The organism is Peribacillus sp. FW305-BF15, from assembly GCF_058783805.1.
Genome location: NZ_JBYSYV010000008.1, coordinates 14149 through 31751, shown reverse-complemented (window position 1 = coordinate 31751; position 17603 = coordinate 14149). Strand labels below are relative to the sequence as shown.

The following is a 17603-nucleotide window of genomic DNA, read 5'->3' as shown; positions in this document are numbered from 1 at the left end:
TTTCCAAGTATTACAAATTATTATTCCATCTATGATAGCTCTAGCTGCTCCACTTATTTTTACTTCACTCGGAGGAGTGTTTTCTGAACGGGCTGGTGTCATAAACATCGGTTTAGAAGGTTTGATGGTCATTGGTGCCTTTACAGGGATTGTTTTTAACTTAATGTTTGCTGATGTATTTGGGGAATGGACTCCTTGGCTCGCAGTCTTAGCGGCAATGATTGCCGGCTTGCTGTTTTCCATTCTGCACGCTGTGGCATGCATTACGTTCAGGGCGGACCAAACGGTTAGTGGGGTTGCCATCAACTTGTTGGCAGTAGGTCTGACCATGTTTTTGGTGAAGCTGATTTTTGACAAAGGTCAAACTGATAGAATCACAGAAACATTCCCAAGGATTGATGTTCCATTATTAAGTGATATTCCATTTATTGGGCCCATCTTTTTCGCAAATGGTTATTACATCGTATATATAGCGATTCTCATATCTTTTGTCGTTTGGTATGTTCTTTATAAAACACCTTTCGGGTTAAGGATTCGTGCAGTGGGAGAACATCCCATGGCTGCTGATACGATGGGTGTCAATGTTACGAAAATCCGATATGCCGCCGTTTTATTATCAGGTGCTTTTGGAGGTATCGGCGGAGCGATTTATGCTACCATCTTTTCAAATGAATTCAATCATGCGACAATAAATGGTCAAGGTTTCATGGCCATTGCCGCCATGATTTTTGGTAAGTGGCACCCGATCGGGGCAATGGGAGCAGCTTTATTCTTTGGTTTGGCTCAAAGTTTAAGTATCGTTGGCTCGAGCCTTCCCTTCTTCAAGGATATTCCATCAGTTTACCTCTTGATCGCTCCATATGTTCTGACGATCATTGCGCTAACTGGTTTCATTGGACGTGCTGATGCTCCAAAAGCATCCGGACAGCCATACATCAAAGGGAAAAGATAAGTGTCTAACCGGTCAGCAAACTGTGCTGGCCGGTTTTTTCTTTAGAGATTGAGCCATAAATGATGGTGAGCTGGTGAAAAACCAAAAAAAGTAGCTGTAACTTGCATGATTTTTCCTTTCACATGTATATTTTAAGTAGATGTTTAAAAGGGTTCCAATCTACAAACAATAAGCTAATAAAGGTGATTTATATTATGAGGAGGATTATTCATGTCTATTGCTTCCGATACAATTACGGAAAAAAGCGGCTACAAGCTTCATGTGGTCCGGACGGATAAATATAAAACGAATACTCTCGTGCTGAAGATGAAGGCCGCTTTGACAAAAGAGGACGTTACATATCGTGCACTGCTGCCATATGTGTTACAAAGCAATACAAGTAAATATCCTACAACACCCGAGCTTCGATCTTATCTTGATGATTTATATGGAGCAGGGTTTTATGTCGATGTAGCTAAAAAAGGAGAATATCAAATCATAAGTTTTACGATTGATATCGTCAATGAAAAATTCCTTAGTGATTCAACCCCGCTTCTCGAAAAGGCTTTTGGGTTATTATCAGAGGTGATCTTCAATCCGAAGAAAAACGGCGAAGCCTTTGACTCTAAAACGGTTTCCAATGAAATCCGTTCCTTAAAACAGCGGATTCAATCCATTTCCGATGACAAAATGCGATATTCAGCTACACGTCTTGTAGAGGAAATGTGCAAAAACGAACCATATGCTTTAGAAGCGAGCGGTAATCTTCAAGACTTGGAAACGATAACTCCAGAGTCCCTATTCGCCTACTATAAAAAAATGCTGTCGGAAGATGAAATCGATTTATATGTAATCGGCGACATCGATGGATCGGAAGTGGAGGCACTTGCTGACAAGTATGTGTCGTTGCAAGAACGTGAGCCTGTTAGACTGCCGAGGGATACGGGCAAGGCAGTGGAGAAGGAAAAAGAAATCATCGAGAATTCGGATGTGAAACAAGGGAAATTGAATATCGGTTATCGAACCCAAGTTGCATACGGTGATCCGGATTATTATGCTCTTCAGCTTTTCAATGGGATTTTTGGTGGCTTTTCACATTCAAAACTTTTCATTAATGTCAGGGAGAAAGCAAGCCTTGCTTATTATGCAGCTTCAAGGCTTGAAAGTCATAAAGGACTATTGATGGTCATGGCTGGCATTGAAAATGCCAACTACAAGCAGGCATTGGATATCATTCATGCACAAATGAAGGAAATGAAGCAAGGTAACTTTTCCGATGAAGAACTTGCACAGACAAAGGCGGTCGTTAAGAACCAGCTCCTTGAAACCATTGACGTTTCGAGAGGGCTTGTGGAAATTTTATATCATAATGTGATTTCCGGGCAGGATATATCACTCGACGAGTGGTTTACAAAAACAGAGCGGACTACAAAGGAAGAAATCATTGCAGTTGGTCAAAAGATCCAGCTTGATACGATTTATTTCCTAACGGAAGCGGAGGTGCAAGGGTAATGGAAAAAATAGCATTCACTCAATTGAAAGAAGAGCTTTTCCATGAAAAAATGGATAATGGTCTCGAAGTATATATTCTTCCGAAAAGCGGGTTCAATAAATCATTTGCGACTTTCACGACGAATTATGGTTCAATCGACAACCATTTCAAACCATTGAATGAAACGGAATTCTCTAAAGTACCAGATGGGATTGCCCATTTTCTTGAACATAAGCTATTTGAAAAGGAAGATGGTGATGTTTTTCAGCAATTTTCAAAGCAGGGAGCATCTGCAAATGCCTTTACCTCTTTTACCCGTACAGCTTATTTATTTTCCAGCACGTCTGATTTCGAGAGGAATCTTACTACCTTAATTGACTTTGTCCAGGACCCTTACTTTTCGGAAAAGACGGTAGAAAAGGAAAAAGGAATCATTGGGCAGGAAATCAACATGTATGATGATAATTCAGACTGGCGGTTATATTTTGGGACGATTGCCAATATGTATCATCAGCATCCAGTGAAAATCGATATTGCCGGTACTGTGGAATCGATTGCAGGTATTACGAAAGATATGCTTTATGAATGTTATAATACGTTTTACCATCCTAGCAACATGCTCCTATTTGTTGTAGGACCGGTAGATGTCGAAAGTACCATGAAACTGATTCGGGATAACCAAAATGATAAAGGGTACAAGGAACAACCAGCAGTGGAACGTAAATTTGACGAAGAGCCGGAAATCGTTGCCAAGGATAAGGAAGTCTTAAGGATGAATGTCCAGACACCAAAAGTGATGCTGGGCATCAAGGCCATCAATGTAAACCAATCCGGTTTACAGCTTTTGAAAAGGGAATTGGCGACCAATATTTATTTGGAAATGCTGTTTGGCAAAAGTTCGCCTTTGCATGAGGAGCTGTATGAGGAAGGGTTGATCGATCAAAGCTTCTCATATGATTACACACAGGAACAAGGTTTTGGGTTTGCGTTAATTGGCGGGGACAGTGCCAAACCTGATGAGTTGATGGAGTCTTTATTCGGTATCCTGCAAAAATCAAAAGCCGGAACCGGCCTGAATGAAGAAAGCCTGCAAAGGACTATCAAGAAAAAAATCGGTTCTTTCCTTCGTTCCTTGAATTCGCCGGAATATATAGCGAATCAATTCACCAGATATGCATTCAATGATATGAACTTGTTCGATGTTGTATCAGTATTGGAAAAACTAACTATCGAAGATATTAGGGAGGTCGCCAAGGACTTAATTTCCGATGAACGGATGACAGTCTGTCAGGTACTTCCGAAATAATATAAAGGGGGCGTGAAAGTGGGGAAACGTTTTGCCCTTATTACAGGAGCCAGTGGAGGAATCGGCAGGGAAATCGCTATAAAGCTCGCCGAGGAGAATTACTCACTTTATTTACATTATAACAGCAATGAAGAAGCGATACTTGCCCTGATTGAAGAACTAAAGCCTCATCAAGTCGAACTTATTCCGATACAAGCGGATTTGGCTGCACCGGACGGCTATAAGAAATTGGCGGAAAATATTTTTGCCCTTCATGCAATCGTCCTTAATAGTGGCAATAGCTATTATGGGCTTATATCTGATATGGATGAGACTATCGTTACTGAAATGGTTCAGCTGCATGTAACGAGCCCTTTCCAATTAACAAAGGAACTGCTTCCAAAGCTTATGTACCAAGAACAGGCTGCCATCGTTGCCGTCACATCAATTTGGGGGCAGACAGGTGCATCTTGTGAAGTATTATATTCAATGGTCAAAGGCAGTCAAAATGCTTTTATCAAGGCGCTTAGCAAAGAAGTATCGCTTAATGGAATCCGGGTGAATGCCGTTGCCCCCGGTGCGATTTCCACTTCCATGCTCGAATCCTTCAGTGCAGAAGATCTGGAAATCATCAAAGGCGATATCCCGATGGGCAGGATGGGGCATTCCAAAGAGGTCGCGGAGGCCGTATACTATTTGCTTTCCGACAAGTCGTCCTATATAACCGGGCAGATTTTAGGCGTAAATGGCGGATGGTACACATGATTTTTTAAAGACATGTATAATTCCCTCAATTTCTTCACAAAATATCTTTGTACTATTTTGAAGGAAAGGGTGACCATTCATGTCTGTACTGGACAATTGGGATCAATGGAAAAACTTCTTAGGCGACAGATTACATCAAGGTGAACAACAAGGCTTGTCAGAAGGCGCTGTTACCAACTTGGCTTACGAAATCGGTGATTACCTAGCTAATCAGGTTGAGCCCCAGAATGACCAAGAGAAAGTGCTTGCTGATCTTTGGTCAGTGGCAAGCGATCAAGAAAAACATGCCATGGCAAGTGTCATGGTCAAGTTAGTCGAGAACAATGGAACGAAGTAAAATATCAATCCAAAAGGCCCTGTTATTAATTAACAGGGCCTTTTGGATTCGAGGGGGATGACTATTTGTCCTCTTATATAAAAATGAATACTTTTATAGGGTTTTTCCTTTTAACTTATCACGAAATGCTATATTATAGAAGCTAGACAATTAATATTAAAGTGTTCAGACCTTGAAATTTACGATGGATAAGTTTTTTGCCCATGATTAGGGTAAAAGCTTTTAGGCTTAAGGAGTGTTATCGTGGATAATAAAGAATGGTATTTTGAATATGAAATTCAAGTCAACCGTCCTGGTTTATTAGGGGATATTTCATCCCTTCTGGGTATGCTTTCCATTAATATCATCACCATTAACGGGGTCGATGAAGGAAGGCGTGGGTTACTTTTGTTGGCCAAAGACAGCCGTAATATAGAAAGATTCGAGTCAATTCTCCGTACGATGGATACGATAAAGGTCATTAAGCTTAGGGAACCTAAATTACGTGATCGCCTCGCAGTCAGGCATGGACGCTATATTCAGCGCGATGCCGATGAGAAAAACACTTTTAGGTTTGTTCGTGATGAACTAGGCTTGCTTGTCGATTTCCTGGCCGAGCTATTTAAACAGGAAGGTCATAAATTGATCGGGATCCGAGGGATGCCCCGTGTCGGAAAAACTGAATCTATCGTGGCATCGAGTGTTTGTGCTAATAAGAGATGGTTGTTTGTGTCCTCGACCCTTTTAAAGCAGACTATCCGCAGCCAGCTTATTGAGGATGAATATAATAATGATAATTTGTTCATTTTAGATGGAATTGTTTCCACTCGCCGTGCAAATGAGCGTCATTGGCAGTTGATTCGTGAAATAATGAGGCTTGATGCTGTCAAAGTAATCGAACATCCGGATGTTTTTGTCCAAAATACGGAGTATACCCTCGAAGACTTTGATTATATTATTGAATTGCGAAACAATCCTGAAGAAGAAATAACATATGAAGTTGTCGACCAAAAAGACCAGTTTTCAGGGTCCGATTTTGGTTCCTTTGACTTTTAAAATGGCAGGTGTTTTATTTGACTGAGTTGGGTAATCGATTAAAGGAAGCTAGGGAAGCCAAAGGTCTTAGCCTAGAAGATTTGCAGGAATTAACGAAGATCCAAAAGCGTTACCTCATTGGCATTGAAGAGGGAAATTACAGTATGATGCCAGGAAAGTTCTATGTACGGGCATTCATAAAGCAATATTGTGAAGCGGTCGGACTGGATTCAGAAGAGATTTTCGAACAATATAAGAGTGAAATACCATCGGTCTATAGTGAGGAATTGCCAGAACAGCTTTCACGGGTCCAATCCCGGAAAACCATTCCGGCAGGAGATTCAAAGGTAGTGGAATTGTTACCGAAGATCTTGGCAGCGGTTTTAGTCATTGGTGCGGCCGTATTGATTTGGGTTCTGGTATTGAACTATATGAGTAATCCGGATAACGAGGACAAAAAGGACGCGAAACAAAGCGATGCCGTGGGTTACAATAAAAGTGAAGAGTTTAACAAAGAAGAAGAGAATGCAGACCAAAAACAGAATGAAGAAAAATCAGATTCATCTGAAAAGAAGAATGAAGATGATACAGCAGTCAAAGATGAAGAGAAAGAGCAAAATCTTGCCGTCACAAGTTCCAGCGGTAAAAATAGTACGTATGAATTAAAAAATACCGATACTTTTAAATTAAAGGTGACCTCCAAAGGCTCACCATGGGTCGGCATAAAAAATGGTGAAGGTAAATTACTTTTCCAAGGCACTATCGAAAAGGACAAAAGCCAGGAAATTGATTTCACCAATGAAAAAGAAGCTGTCATCAATATAGGCAGGGCATATGAAACAGAGATTTATGTGAATGATGAGAAGCTGGAGTATTCCATTTCACCGACTGAAGTGAATACGCAATTGGTTACGATACAATTTACGAAAGCCGAATAGTCATCTTATAGATGACTATTTTTGCTCTATTTAATGGTAAGGCGGCGGGAAATGATCCACTCGGCATATAAGATTGGATTTTGAGTTAAATTATACATATAAGCATTATTTTAGATCTAAGACGCAGGCCCGAATGGCAGGCGTAAATTTTGGAGGTAAAAGTTTTGAATCTGCCTAATAAGATTACAGTAGCAAGAATCTGTTTAATACCAGTATTTTTAATCATCATGCTCGTTCCTTTTTCATGGGGGACTCTGGCTTGGGGAGAATACAGTTTGCCAGTGGCACACCTGGCTGGAGCCATCCTCTTTATAATCGCTTCCACTACGGATTGGATCGATGGCCATTTTGCCAGAAAATATAATATGATTACTGATTTAGGGAAATTTTTAGATCCATTGGCAGATAAACTTCTTGTTTCGGCTGCCTTAATCGTTTTGGTTGATCTGGATTTAATGTACGGTCAATCTTGGATTGCCATCGTGATCATAAGTCGCGAATTTGCAGTCACTGGATTGCGTTTGGTGTTAGCGGGTACAGGGGAAGTGGTTGCAGCGAACCAGCTAGGTAAAATTAAAACATGGGCACAAATTGTTTCTATTTCGGCTTTATTGCTGCATAACCTTCCATTTGCCCTCATTTCACTTCCATTTGCCAATATCGCATTATGGATTGCATTAATCTTTACAATCTGGTCAGGTTTGGATTATTTTATAAAAAACAAAGAAGTATTTGTTAATTCAAAGTAAAAACGAATGGTGGTTTTGAAAAGATGGATGCAGAAATCATTGCAGTGGGCTCAGAGCTTCTTTTAGGTCAAATCAATAACACTAATGGAAGATTCTTATCGCAGCAGTTTGCGGAAATGGGGATCAACGTTTTTTACCATACTGTGGTCGGGGATAACGACCGTCGATTACAACAAGCTATAGAAATCGCTGAATCGAGGGCGAACTTGATTGTTTTTACCGGTGGGCTTGGTCCTACCAAAGATGACTTAACGAAAGAAACGATTGCTCGCCATATCGGGAAAAAGCTCGTTTTTAATGATGAAGCTTTGCAATCCATTGAAGCTTACTTCCAAAAACGGGAACGGCCGATGACGGAAAACAACAAAAAGCAGGCCCTTGTCTTAGAAGGCAGTGAAGTGTTGGCAAACGATCATGGCATGGCCCCAGGAATGGTTTTGTCCAAATCCGGGATTACATATATGCTCCTGCCTGGTCCACCAAGTGAAATGGAGCCGATGTTTTTAAGTTATGGTTATGAAAAGATCATGAATAAATTGGAAAAGCATGAACGGATCGATTCCAAGGTTTTACGGTTCTACGGTATAGGTGAAGCCGAACTGGAAACGGTGATTGAAGATCTCCTTGTCAATCAAACGAATCCGACAATCGCTCCGCTGGCAGCCGAAGGGGAAGTGACGTTAAGGATCACCGCCAAAGGCCCTTCCAAAGAAAAATGCGAAGAACTTATTTTAGAAACGGAAAAAGAAATTCTTGGCAGGGTCGGCAAGTTCCATTATGGAAGTGATAATACTTCGCTAATAAAGGAACTTGTAAAAGAATTAACGGTCCGCAAGCTTTCAATCGCAGCAGCTGAAAGCTTGACCGGGGGGATGTTCCAAGAACAGCTGACAACCATCCCGGGCGCCGGTAAAGTCTTCAAGGGCGGAATGGTCTGCTATACGAATGATGCGAAGTCCAATGTCCTCAGCGTCAGTGATGATACCATATCTGAGTATGGGGTGGTCAGCGGTGAGTGTGCAATGGAAATGGCCTCTAATGTCCGGAGTAAGCTCGATACGGATGTAGGCATAAGCTTTACGGGTGTTGCAGGGCCGGATGAACAAGAAGGCAAGCCTGTTGGTACAGTATTTATTGGCATTTCCTATCGCGATGGAAACACTCATTTCAAGGAGTTGAATCTTTCCGGTAGCAGGGCGCAAAACCGTATTCGGAGTGTGAAATACGGCTGTCATTACCTATTAAGGGATTTATAAACGCCATAAGCAGAGCTTTAATACAGCTCTGCTTTTTATTTGGTTTTAGAAGTTTGTTTCTTGAAAAATAGGGAAAAAAGAAAAAAGTTAATTCAATAAAAATGTATTTTTTAGGGAGTAAGTGAAGCGAAATGGAAATTTCCTTAAGCTAAAACGCTTTTTTACAAAGAATATCCCGAAAGAAAAAAACGAATGAATGTTCGACTTTTTGCTTGGCAAAATAGTAAAAAGAGTATATAGTAAAGATAGGTTTTGAGACAGGGTACAAACCTTGAACTCGAATAATTGCTAACGTAAGTACACCTTTAATCGGACAGCCGATTAGTTGAATATAGAGGAGGAAATTAAGTGAGTGATCGTCAAGCGGCTTTAGATATGGCGTTAAAACAAATTGAGAAACAATTTGGTAAAGGTTCGATTATGAAACTTGGGGAACAGACTGATCGTAGAATTTCAACGATCTCAAGCGGTTCTTTAGCATTGGACGTAGCGTTGGGAGTAGGCGGATATCCAAGAGGCCGGGTCATTGAGATATATGGACCTGAAAGCTCCGGTAAAACGACTGTAGCATTACATGCCATTGCAGAGGTACAAAAGACTGGCGGAACGGCTGCATTCATTGATGCCGAGCATGCTTTAGATCCAGCATATTCAGAAAAACTTGGTGTGAATATCGATGAGTTACTGCTTTCACAGCCTGATACGGGTGAACAGGCCCTAGAGATCGCTGAAGCGTTAGTTCGAAGCGGAGCGGTAGATATCATTGTCATTGACTCCGTGGCGGCACTTGTACCAAAAGCTGAAATCGAAGGCGAAATGGGAGATTCCCATATGGGTCTCCAAGCCCGGATGATGTCTCAGGCACTTAGAAAACTGTCTGGTTCCATTAATAAATCAAATACCATTGCCATTTTCATTAACCAAGTCCGTGAAAAAATCGGTGTTATGTTTGGGAATCCAGAAACGACTCCGGGAGGCCGGGCACTGAAGTTCTATTCAACTGTTCGTCTGGAAGTGCGCCGTGCGGAGCAATTAAAACAAGGTAATGAAATCGTCGGTAATAAAACGAAAATCAAAGTTGTAAAAAACAAGGTTGCTCCACCATTCCGCCAAGCTGAAGTTGACATCATGTATGGTCAAGGGATTTCGCAGGAAGGTGAAATCATCGATATGGGTGCAGACCTTGATATCGTCCTTAAAAGCGGCTCATGGTATTCATACAATGAAGAGCGTGTCGGACAAGGCCGTGAAAATGCGAAGCTTTTCCTGAAAGAAAATCAGGATATCGCTCAGGAAATTTCTCAGAAAATCAGAGATCACTATAATCTTGATGGAGAGCATGAATTACCACCAGAAGAAAATGAAACAGAAGAGCATTTTGAATTGCTTGATTAATGATATTTGGAAAAGGCCTAAGCTTATTCGCTTAGGCCTTTTATGTATATTTTAAGAAAAATGCGAAATTTTCAGCGGATTAAATGGCATTGTAATCAGATTTACAGACTGCTTCCATAATGTATGCTGTACATTATGATGGTTAATATTAAGAAAACTTGAATAATCATTGATACATAAGGGACAAACGCTTGACAATAAAAATTCTCAACTATACAATTAATATGTATATTTTACAATTTTTCAAACTAAAATTTTGAAAATTAAGTGCTGTATATTGAATTTATGTGCAATGTACTTGCCGACAGTTCAACATTTTATGTAAAAAGTTCATAGCAAGGGGAGGTGAAACGATGGAACCCATGACAATCATCTTCACTTTGCTTGGCCTAATCGTCGGTGCAGTTGTTGGTTATTTTATTCACAAATCAAAATTTGAGAGTAGAATAGCAGGGGCAAAGGGCTCTGCAGAACACATCCTTGAGGATGCAAAACGTGAAGCGGAAGCACTTAAGAAAGAAGCCTTGTTGGAAGCAAAAGATGAAATTCATAAAGTTCGTGCCGATTCGGATCGGGAAGCCCGTGAAAGAAGGAACGAATTACAAAAACAAGAAAATCGGTTATTGCAAAGAGAAGAGAATCTGGACCGTAAGGATGAAACGTTAGACAAACGTGAGAGCCTTTTGGAGAAAAAAGATGATTCTCTAAACCAAAGACAACAGCATATTGAAGAGATGGAAAGCAAAGTGGAAGAGATGGTTCGTAAGCAGCAAACAGAGCTTGAACGTGTTTCCGGTTTAACTCGTGAAGAGGCTAAAGCAATCATTATAGACCGAATGGAAAACGAGCTTGCTCACGATGTAGCGCTTATGATTAAAGAAAGTGATACCCGTGCCAAAGAAGAAGCTGATAAAAAAGCAAAAGAAGTCCTTTCTCTTGCCATTCAGCGTTGTGCGGCTGATCATGTTGCAGAGACCACCGTTTCTGTAGTAAATCTTCCAAACGATGAAATGAAAGGACGGATAATCGGACGTGAAGGACGAAATATCCGGACGTTAGAAACGCTAACAGGTATTGACCTTATTATTGATGATACTCCTGAAGCTGTCATTTTATCTGGATTCGATCCAATTAGACGGGAAACGGCACGCTTGGCTCTTGAGAAACTTGTTCAGGACGGACGGATCCATCCGGCTCGCATTGAAGAAATGGTTGACAAAGCAAGACGTGAGGTAGATGAACATATTCGTGAAATTGGTGAACAGACTACTTTTGAAGTTGGAGTTCACGGTCTCCATCCAGATCTCATCAAAATACTAGGACGTTTGAAATTCCGTACCAGTTATGGGCAAAACGTACTTAAACATTCAATTGAAGTGGCCCAGCTTTCAGGTTTACTGGCCGCTGAGCTCGGTGAGGATGAAGTTCTTGCCCGCCGTGCAGGTTTATTGCATGATATTGGGAAAGCGATCGATCATGAAGTGGAAGGCAGTCACGTTGAAATTGGCGTTGAATTAGCAACCAAATATAAAGAGCATCCAACTGTCATTAACAGCATCGCTTCACATCATGGCGATACGGAACCAACTTCCATCATTTCAGTGCTTGTGGCTGCCGCTGATGCATTATCAGCTGCAAGACCGGGAGCAAGAAGTGAAACGCTTGAAAATTACATTAGAAGACTTGAAAAGCTTGAGGAAATTTCCGAGTCCTATGATGGAGTGGAGAAATCTTTTGCGATTCAAGCCGGACGAGAAGTGCGGATTCTAGTGAAACCAGAACAAATCGATGACCTTTCGGCACATCGACTCGCACGTGATATCCGGAAAAGGATTGAAGAAGAGCTCGATTACCCAGGTCATATAAAAGTCACGGTCATCCGTGAAACAAGAGCAGTCGAATATGCCAAATAATTGTTAGTGAAAGACGAAGTGGTGCAAACCACTTCGTTTTTTTCTTTTTCCGATATGAATCGTTAAGCATAATTCTTATAATTACCCCCAATTATGTTACAATACATACTTGAATAATTCATATAATCAGGTGAATCCAGAAAGGGTTTTACAATGAAATTGCTATTTATAGGGGATGTAGTGGGATCTCCAGGTCGTGACATGATCCAAGAATACCTTCCTAAGTTAAAAGAAAAGTATCGTCCGCATATCACGGTCATCAATGGCGAGAATGCAGCAAGTGGCCGGGGGATTACAGAAAAGATTTACCGCAGTTTTTTAGAGTGGGGAGCGCAGGCAGTGACCATGGGAAACCATACATGGGATAATCGTGATATTTTCAACTTTATTGATGAAGCGAAATATCTTGTCCGTCCAGCAAACTTTCCAGACGGGGTACCCGGAGAAGGTATGAAATTTTTAAAATTTAACCAGCATGAAATAGCGGTCATCAATTTGCAAGCGAGAACGTTCATGCCGGATTTGGACTGTCCGTTTAAAAAGGCGGAAGAACTAGTGGCGGAGGCTCGAAAAAAGACACCGATTATCTTTGTCGATTTTCATGGTGAAGCGACAAGTGAAAAGCAAGCCATGGGTTGGTTCCTGGATGGTAAGGTTACAGCAGTCGTTGGTACACACACACACGTCCAGACAGCAGATAACCGTATATTACCTGCAGGCACCGCTTACATATCAGATGTAGGCATGACAGGACCATATGATGGCATCCTTGGTATGGAAAGAGAGGCAGTCATCCATCGGTTCCTGACCAGCCTTCCAGTTCGTTTCGAAGTCCCAAAAGAGGGACGTACCCTATTAAGCGGGGTTCTCCTTGAAATTGATGAGAAAACTGGCAAGGCAAAGAAGATAGAAAGGATCCTGATTAACGAAGATCATCCCTTTTACCATTGATTCGAACGGATGGACAGTCAAACTGCCATCCGTTTTTCCATTCTTTAATAAATGGTGTACAATCCAGGTTTTCTTTGTCATACAAGTTTTACTTGATGAATATAGTAGCAGTGGAAAGTGTTATAACTATTGAGCCAAGTTAGAATCGGCAGGGAAAACAAGGAGGACTAGGAATGGAAATATTAAAAGTTTCAGCAAAATCTAATCCTAATTCTGTAGCAGGCGCACTAGCGGGAGTGCTCAGGGAAAGAGGAGCAGCCGAAATTCAAGCAATCGGTGCAGGTGCGTTAAATCAAGCCGTCAAGGCAGTAGCAATCGCAAGAGGGTTTGTCGCACCTAGTGGAGTTGACTTGATTTGTATTCCTGCCTTTACAGATATACTTATTGATGGCGAAGAGAGAACGGCAATAAAACTAATCATTGAACCAAGATAATTGCAAGTTTGGGTGTCCTGTTTGTCGGATGGCGAGCAGGCTCTTTTTTGTCGTGAATTCCAAATGACGAAAGGCCCGTGTCGCTTTATAATGGTATATATAATCATAAAAAAGTACAGGAAGGGGGATTACATTGGAGATTTTTGATGCACATTGTGATGTGCTGATGAAGATGTTCATCGATCCGGATATTTCTTTTACAAATAGTGATAAATTACATATAACAAAGCGGGGTTTATTGGACGAAGGGGGAAAAGTCCAATGTTTTGCCATATATATACCTGAAAAAGTCCACCCTGATATGAGATTTCAAGCGGCTTTGGCGATGGTGGATATTTTTCATGAAAAGATTTTGTCGGAGCCGGAAATGAAATTTATAAAGACCAAGGCAGATATCGAATCTTTAAAAGAAAAGGAAATCGGTGCAATGCTAACTTTGGAGGGGTGCGATTGCATTGGGAATGATTTGTTGAAACTGAAAACCCTTATTCATCTTGGAGTATCCTCCGTAGGTTTGACTTGGAATCACGCTAACTTGGTAGCGGATGGGGCATTGGAAACAAGAGGGGGAGGCTTGACCGGGTTTGGAACGGAAGTGGTCGCGCTACTGAATGAGAAGTCAATTTGGTGTGATTTATCCCATTTATCTGAAGCTGGATTTTGGGACACCCTAAAGTTGGCGAAATTCCCGATCGCCTCCCATTCGAATGCTTATCAGCTTTGTCCGCATCCGCGAAATTTAAAGGACGGGCAGATAAAAGCCCTTTTACAGAAAAATGGGATGATCGGAGTAACCTTTGTCCCGCAATTTCTAGCAAATGGCCCGGTTACGATAAAGGATATCTTGAAACATATAGAGCATATATGCAGTTTGGGCGGGGAAAGACAAATTGGATTAGGGTCCGACTTCGATGGAATCGATCATATGGTAGAGAAGTTAACGTCATATAAGGATTATCATAACTTAATAAATGAATTGAACAGGCTTTATTCCAGTGAGTTTGTAAAAGGTCTCCTTTTTGATAATTTCACTCGTAATTTTCCGCTTGAAAAGGAAATATCTTAAGTGATTTTCAATTCTTACTATATAGATATGAATAAATATTCTGAAAATATAAAAAATAAAAGCAAAAAGGTTGCAATTTGATGATTTAACCGATAGAATTGAAAGCGTTTAGTACACCTTTCCTAAATTAGAACGATAATTATACATAGTTGAATGTTCTAAGAGAGGTGCGGTTAAATGCATTTATATACGAACGTCCTAAAGGAGTGTAAGACATGATCAATCAACTTTCATGGAAAGTTGGCGGACAACAAGGTGAAGGTATTGAAAGTACAGGAGAAATATTCTGTATTGCCCTCAATCGCTTAGGTTATTACTTGTATGGCTACCGTCATTTCTCATCCCGAATCAAGGGTGGACACACGAATAACAAAATTCGTGTAAGTACTACGGAAACTCGTGCTATCTCTGATGATTTAGACATCTTAGTTGCTTTTGACCAAGAAACAATTGAGGTCAATTATAAAGAATTACATGAGGGTGGCATCATAATTGCAGATGCAAAATTCAAACCTGTCTGCCCAGAAGATACAAAGGCAGAATTATATATTGTTCCTTTTACGGAAATAGCAGCCGAATTAGGAACATCATTAATGAAAAATATGGTTGCCATCGGTGCAACATGTGCTGTTCTCGGAATGGAAATTTCCGTATTCAACGATGTGGTTGATGAAATATTCGGCCGTAAAGGTGAAGAAATCGTTAAGAAGAATATGGATGCCATTACTGCCGGCTATAAGGCAATGGAAGTATTGCTTGGAGAAAAACTGGGCGCGATGGAGCTGGAAAAGGCAGACGGCCAAAAACGAATGTTCATGATTGGAAACGATGCTATCGCTTTAGGCGCAGTTGCAGGAGGTTGCCGCTTCATGGCAGCTTACCCGATTACTCCGGCTTCGGAAATCATGGAATACTTAATTAAGAAACTTCCTCAATTTGGCGGGACGGTCATACAGACTGAAGATGAAATCGCGGCAGCCACAATGGCTATCGGTGCGAACTATGGCGGTGTACGTGCCATCACAGCTTCAGCTGGACCTGGGCTTTCCTTGAAAATGGAGGCGATAGGTTTAGCGGGCATTACCGAAACGCCAATTGTCATCGTCGATACTCAACGTGGCGGTCCATCTACGGGACTTCCTACAAAACAGGAGCAATCCGATTTAATGGCCATGATTTATGGTACACATGGTGAAATACCTAAAATCGTCATGGCTCCGAGTACTGTTGAGGAAGCTTTTTATGATACTGCAGAAGCATTCAACCTTGCAGAGGAATATCAATGTCCGGTTATCGTTTTATCCGACTTACAGCTATCATTAGGTAAACAGACGGTTCAGCCGCTTGATTACGGCAAAGTGGAGATAAGACGCGGAAAATTGGTTGACTTTGAAATTGAAGAGCCGGAAAACAAATCTTACTTCAAGCGTTATGAAGTAACGGAAGACGGAGTCTCACCACGGGTAGTGCCTGGTATGAAAAATGGAATTCACCATGTTACGGGTGTTGAACATGATGAAACGGGCAGACCTTCCGAGACGGCCTTGAATCGCAAATTGCAAATGGATAAACGGATGCGTAAGCTGAATAATTTAACTAACACATTCCAAACACCAGTATACAAAAACACACCGCATGAAGAAGCGGATTTATTAATTCTTGGTTTTAACTCAACACGCGGGACGATTGATGAAGCGATCGGCCGTTTAGAAACGGACGGAATGAAAGTGAATCATGCCCAAATCCGCTTGATTCATCCTTTCCCAGCTGATGAAGTCCTTTCATTGGTGCAAAGTGCTAAGAAAGTAGTAGTTATTGAAAATAATGCGACTGGACAATTGGCTAATATTATCAAGATGAATGTCGGACATGTTAATAAAATAAAAAGCATCCTAAAATATGATGGCAACCCATTCCTCCCGCATGAAATTCACACACAATGCAAGGAGATGTTCGAATATGGCAACGTTTAAAGAATTTCGGAATGATGTAAAACCAAACTGGTGTCCTGGCTGCGGAGATTTCTCCGTTCAGGCTGCCATGCAGCGTGCGGCAGCCAATGTGGGATTGGAGCCGGAGAATTTGGCCGTTGTTTCCGGTATCGGCTGTTCAGGGCGTATATCCGGTTACATCAAGTCATATGGTTTCCACGGCATCCATGGGCGCTCACTACCAATTGCCCAAGGAGTAAAAATGGCCAACCGTGAATTGACGGTTATAGCTTCAGGCGGTGACGGGGATGGTTTTGCAATCGGGATGGGACACACCATCCATGCGATCCGCCGTAATATCGACATTACGTATATTGTCATGGATAACCAAATTTATGGATTGACTAAAGGCCAGACTTCTCCTAGATCAGCTGCTGGATTTAAAACGAAATCCACTCCAGAAGGATCAATAGAACAGGCTGTTTCACCTATGGAATTAGCATTGTCAGCTGGCGCTACGTTTGTCGCCCAAAGCTTTTCCACTGACTTGAAAGACCTTACGGCGATCATTGAAGCAGGGATAAACCATAAAGGGTTCTCCTTTATCAATGTTTTCTCTCCTTGCGTAACATATAATAAGATCAATACGTATGATTGGTTTAAACAAAACTTAACTAAATTGAACACGATTGAAGGCTATGATTCATCAAATAAAGAACAGGCCATGCAGACTTTGATGCAGCATGACAGCCTTGTGACAGGGATCATTTATCAAGATTCTTCACGCCCTTCGTACCAGGAATTAGTGCCAGGGTATGCTGAAAAAGCGCTAAACAAATCAGATTTGACACTGGATCAAGCGCACTTTGATAAGCTTGTTGCTGAATTTATGTAAAAGTTAAAAGGTTCACCCCTTAAGATGGGGTGAACCTTTTTTTTGTGATTAACTGGAAAGCTCAGTAGAGAGAATCACTAGCCTCCCTAGATTAGCTTACCACCAACCGTTATTGCATCCACAGAAGAAATTGCAACGATTCCTTCTTCTGCAACAATTGTGATGGCGGTTGTGGTCGCGGTCGCGGTCCCGATCGCGGTCCCGATCGTGGTCCCGATCGTGGTCCCGATCCCGGTCGCGATCGCGCCTAT

16 protein-coding genes are annotated in these 17603 nt (G+C 41.4%); all 16 read left to right on the top strand.

What is annotated here, in order from left to right; genetic code table 11:
* Positions 1-31: 31 nt before the first annotated feature.
* Positions 32-952 carry an ABC transporter permease gene (locus AC3WLU_RS10070; RefSeq protein WP_048684941.1) on the top strand — a complete coding sequence of 307 codons (921 nt, stop codon included), beginning with the start codon at positions 32-34 and terminating at the stop codon, positions 950-952.
* Between the two features lie 210 nt (positions 953-1162).
* Positions 1163-2443 (top strand): EF-P 5-aminopentanol modification-associated protein YfmF, encoded by a 1281-nt coding sequence (gene yfmF, locus AC3WLU_RS10065; RefSeq protein ID WP_057278388.1) that lies wholly within the window; start codon positions 1163-1165, stop codon positions 2441-2443.
* Entirely contained in the window at positions 2443-3729 is a 1287-nt protein-coding gene (gene yfmH / locus AC3WLU_RS10060; protein ID WP_492597217.1) for an EF-P 5-aminopentanol modification-associated protein YfmH, read from the top strand. Before yfmF ends, yfmH begins: the two co-directional genes overlap by 1 nt.
* Before the next feature lie 18 nt (positions 3730-3747).
* Complete coding sequence (gene ymfI / locus AC3WLU_RS10055; RefSeq protein WP_048684725.1) at positions 3748-4473, top strand: elongation factor P 5-aminopentanone reductase; 726 nt, start codon at positions 3748-3750, stop codon at positions 4471-4473.
* 79 nt (positions 4474-4552) lie between these two features.
* The gene (locus tag AC3WLU_RS10050) at positions 4553-4810 is read left to right on the top strand and encodes a DUF3243 domain-containing protein (RefSeq protein ID WP_057278386.1); all 258 of its coding nucleotides are present in this window, start codon (positions 4553-4555) and stop codon (positions 4808-4810) included.
* Positions 4811-5053: 243 nt separating this feature from the next.
* Positions 5054-5845, top strand: a complete 792-nt coding sequence (locus AC3WLU_RS10045; protein WP_034313530.1) for a DUF3388 domain-containing protein — start codon at positions 5054-5056, stop codon at positions 5843-5845.
* A gap of 17 nt (positions 5846-5862) precedes the next feature.
* Positions 5863-6762, top strand: a complete 900-nt coding sequence (locus AC3WLU_RS10040; protein ID WP_057278385.1) for a helix-turn-helix domain-containing protein — start codon at positions 5863-5865, stop codon at positions 6760-6762.
* Positions 6763-6926: 164 nt separating this feature from the next.
* A complete protein-coding gene (gene pgsA / locus AC3WLU_RS10035) occupies positions 6927-7511 on the top strand; it encodes a CDP-diacylglycerol--glycerol-3-phosphate 3-phosphatidyltransferase (RefSeq protein WP_492597216.1) in 585 nt (194 codons plus the stop codon).
* A gap of 23 nt (positions 7512-7534) precedes the next feature.
* Positions 7535-8767, top strand: coding sequence for a competence/damage-inducible protein A (locus AC3WLU_RS10030; protein ID WP_492597215.1), 1233 nt, complete (start codon positions 7535-7537; stop codon positions 8765-8767).
* A 348-nt stretch (positions 8768-9115) separates the two neighbouring features.
* On the top strand, positions 9116-10162 hold the full coding sequence (gene recA, locus AC3WLU_RS10025) for a recombinase RecA (RefSeq protein WP_034313522.1): 1047 nt from the start codon (positions 9116-9118) through the stop codon (positions 10160-10162).
* 353 nt (positions 10163-10515) lie between these two features.
* Positions 10516-12075 carry a ribonuclease Y gene (rny, locus tag AC3WLU_RS10020; RefSeq protein ID WP_034313519.1) on the top strand — a complete coding sequence of 520 codons (1560 nt, stop codon included), beginning with the start codon at positions 10516-10518 and terminating at the stop codon, positions 12073-12075.
* A 153-nt stretch (positions 12076-12228) separates the two neighbouring features.
* Positions 12229-13026 (top strand): TIGR00282 family metallophosphoesterase, encoded by a 798-nt coding sequence (locus AC3WLU_RS10015; RefSeq protein ID WP_413005421.1) that lies wholly within the window; start codon positions 12229-12231, stop codon positions 13024-13026.
* Between the two features lie 173 nt (positions 13027-13199).
* The gene (gene spoVS / locus AC3WLU_RS10010) at positions 13200-13460 is read left to right on the top strand and encodes a stage V sporulation protein SpoVS (RefSeq protein WP_029281188.1); all 261 of its coding nucleotides are present in this window, start codon (positions 13200-13202) and stop codon (positions 13458-13460) included.
* Positions 13461-13593: 133 nt separating this feature from the next.
* Positions 13594-14526 carry a dipeptidase gene (locus tag AC3WLU_RS10005; protein WP_411739775.1) on the top strand — a complete coding sequence of 311 codons (933 nt, stop codon included), beginning with the start codon at positions 13594-13596 and terminating at the stop codon, positions 14524-14526.
* Between the two features lie 215 nt (positions 14527-14741).
* Positions 14742-16499: a 2-oxoacid:acceptor oxidoreductase subunit alpha gene (locus AC3WLU_RS10000; protein WP_492597214.1), complete on the top strand. Its 1758-nt coding sequence runs from the start codon at positions 14742-14744 to the stop codon at positions 16497-16499.
* Positions 16486-17352, top strand: a complete 867-nt coding sequence (locus AC3WLU_RS09995; protein ID WP_057278380.1) for a 2-oxoacid:ferredoxin oxidoreductase subunit beta — start codon at positions 16486-16488, stop codon at positions 17350-17352. Before AC3WLU_RS10000 ends, AC3WLU_RS09995 begins: the two co-directional genes overlap by 14 nt.
* Positions 17353-17603 lie beyond the last annotated feature (251 nt).

Excerpts from the sequence above, each read along its gene's own strand:
- spoVS (WP_029281188.1), top strand. The coding sequence starts at position 13,200 with ATGGAAATATTAAAAGTTTCAGCAAAATCTAATCCTAATTCTGTAGCA.
- AC3WLU_RS10015 (WP_413005421.1), top strand. The coding sequence starts at position 12,229 with ATGAAATTGCTATTTATAGGGGATGTAGTGGGATCTCCAGGTCGTGAC.
- AC3WLU_RS09995 (WP_057278380.1), top strand. The coding sequence starts at position 16,486 with ATGGCAACGTTTAAAGAATTTCGGAATGATGTAAAACCAAACTGGTGT.
- AC3WLU_RS10070 (WP_048684941.1), top strand. The coding sequence starts at position 32 with ATGATAGCTCTAGCTGCTCCACTTATTTTTACTTCACTCGGAGGAGTG.
- AC3WLU_RS10000 (WP_492597214.1), top strand. The coding sequence starts at position 14,742 with ATGATCAATCAACTTTCATGGAAAGTTGGCGGACAACAAGGTGAAGGT.
- yfmF (WP_057278388.1), top strand. The coding sequence starts at position 1,163 with ATGTCTATTGCTTCCGATACAATTACGGAAAAAAGCGGCTACAAGCTT.
- yfmH (WP_492597217.1), top strand. The coding sequence starts at position 2,443 with ATGGAAAAAATAGCATTCACTCAATTGAAAGAAGAGCTTTTCCATGAA.
- AC3WLU_RS10030 (WP_492597215.1), top strand. The coding sequence starts at position 7,535 with ATGGATGCAGAAATCATTGCAGTGGGCTCAGAGCTTCTTTTAGGTCAA.
- rny (WP_034313519.1), top strand. The coding sequence starts at position 10,516 with ATGGAACCCATGACAATCATCTTCACTTTGCTTGGCCTAATCGTCGGT.
- AC3WLU_RS10050 (WP_057278386.1), top strand. The coding sequence starts at position 4,553 with ATGTCTGTACTGGACAATTGGGATCAATGGAAAAACTTCTTAGGCGAC.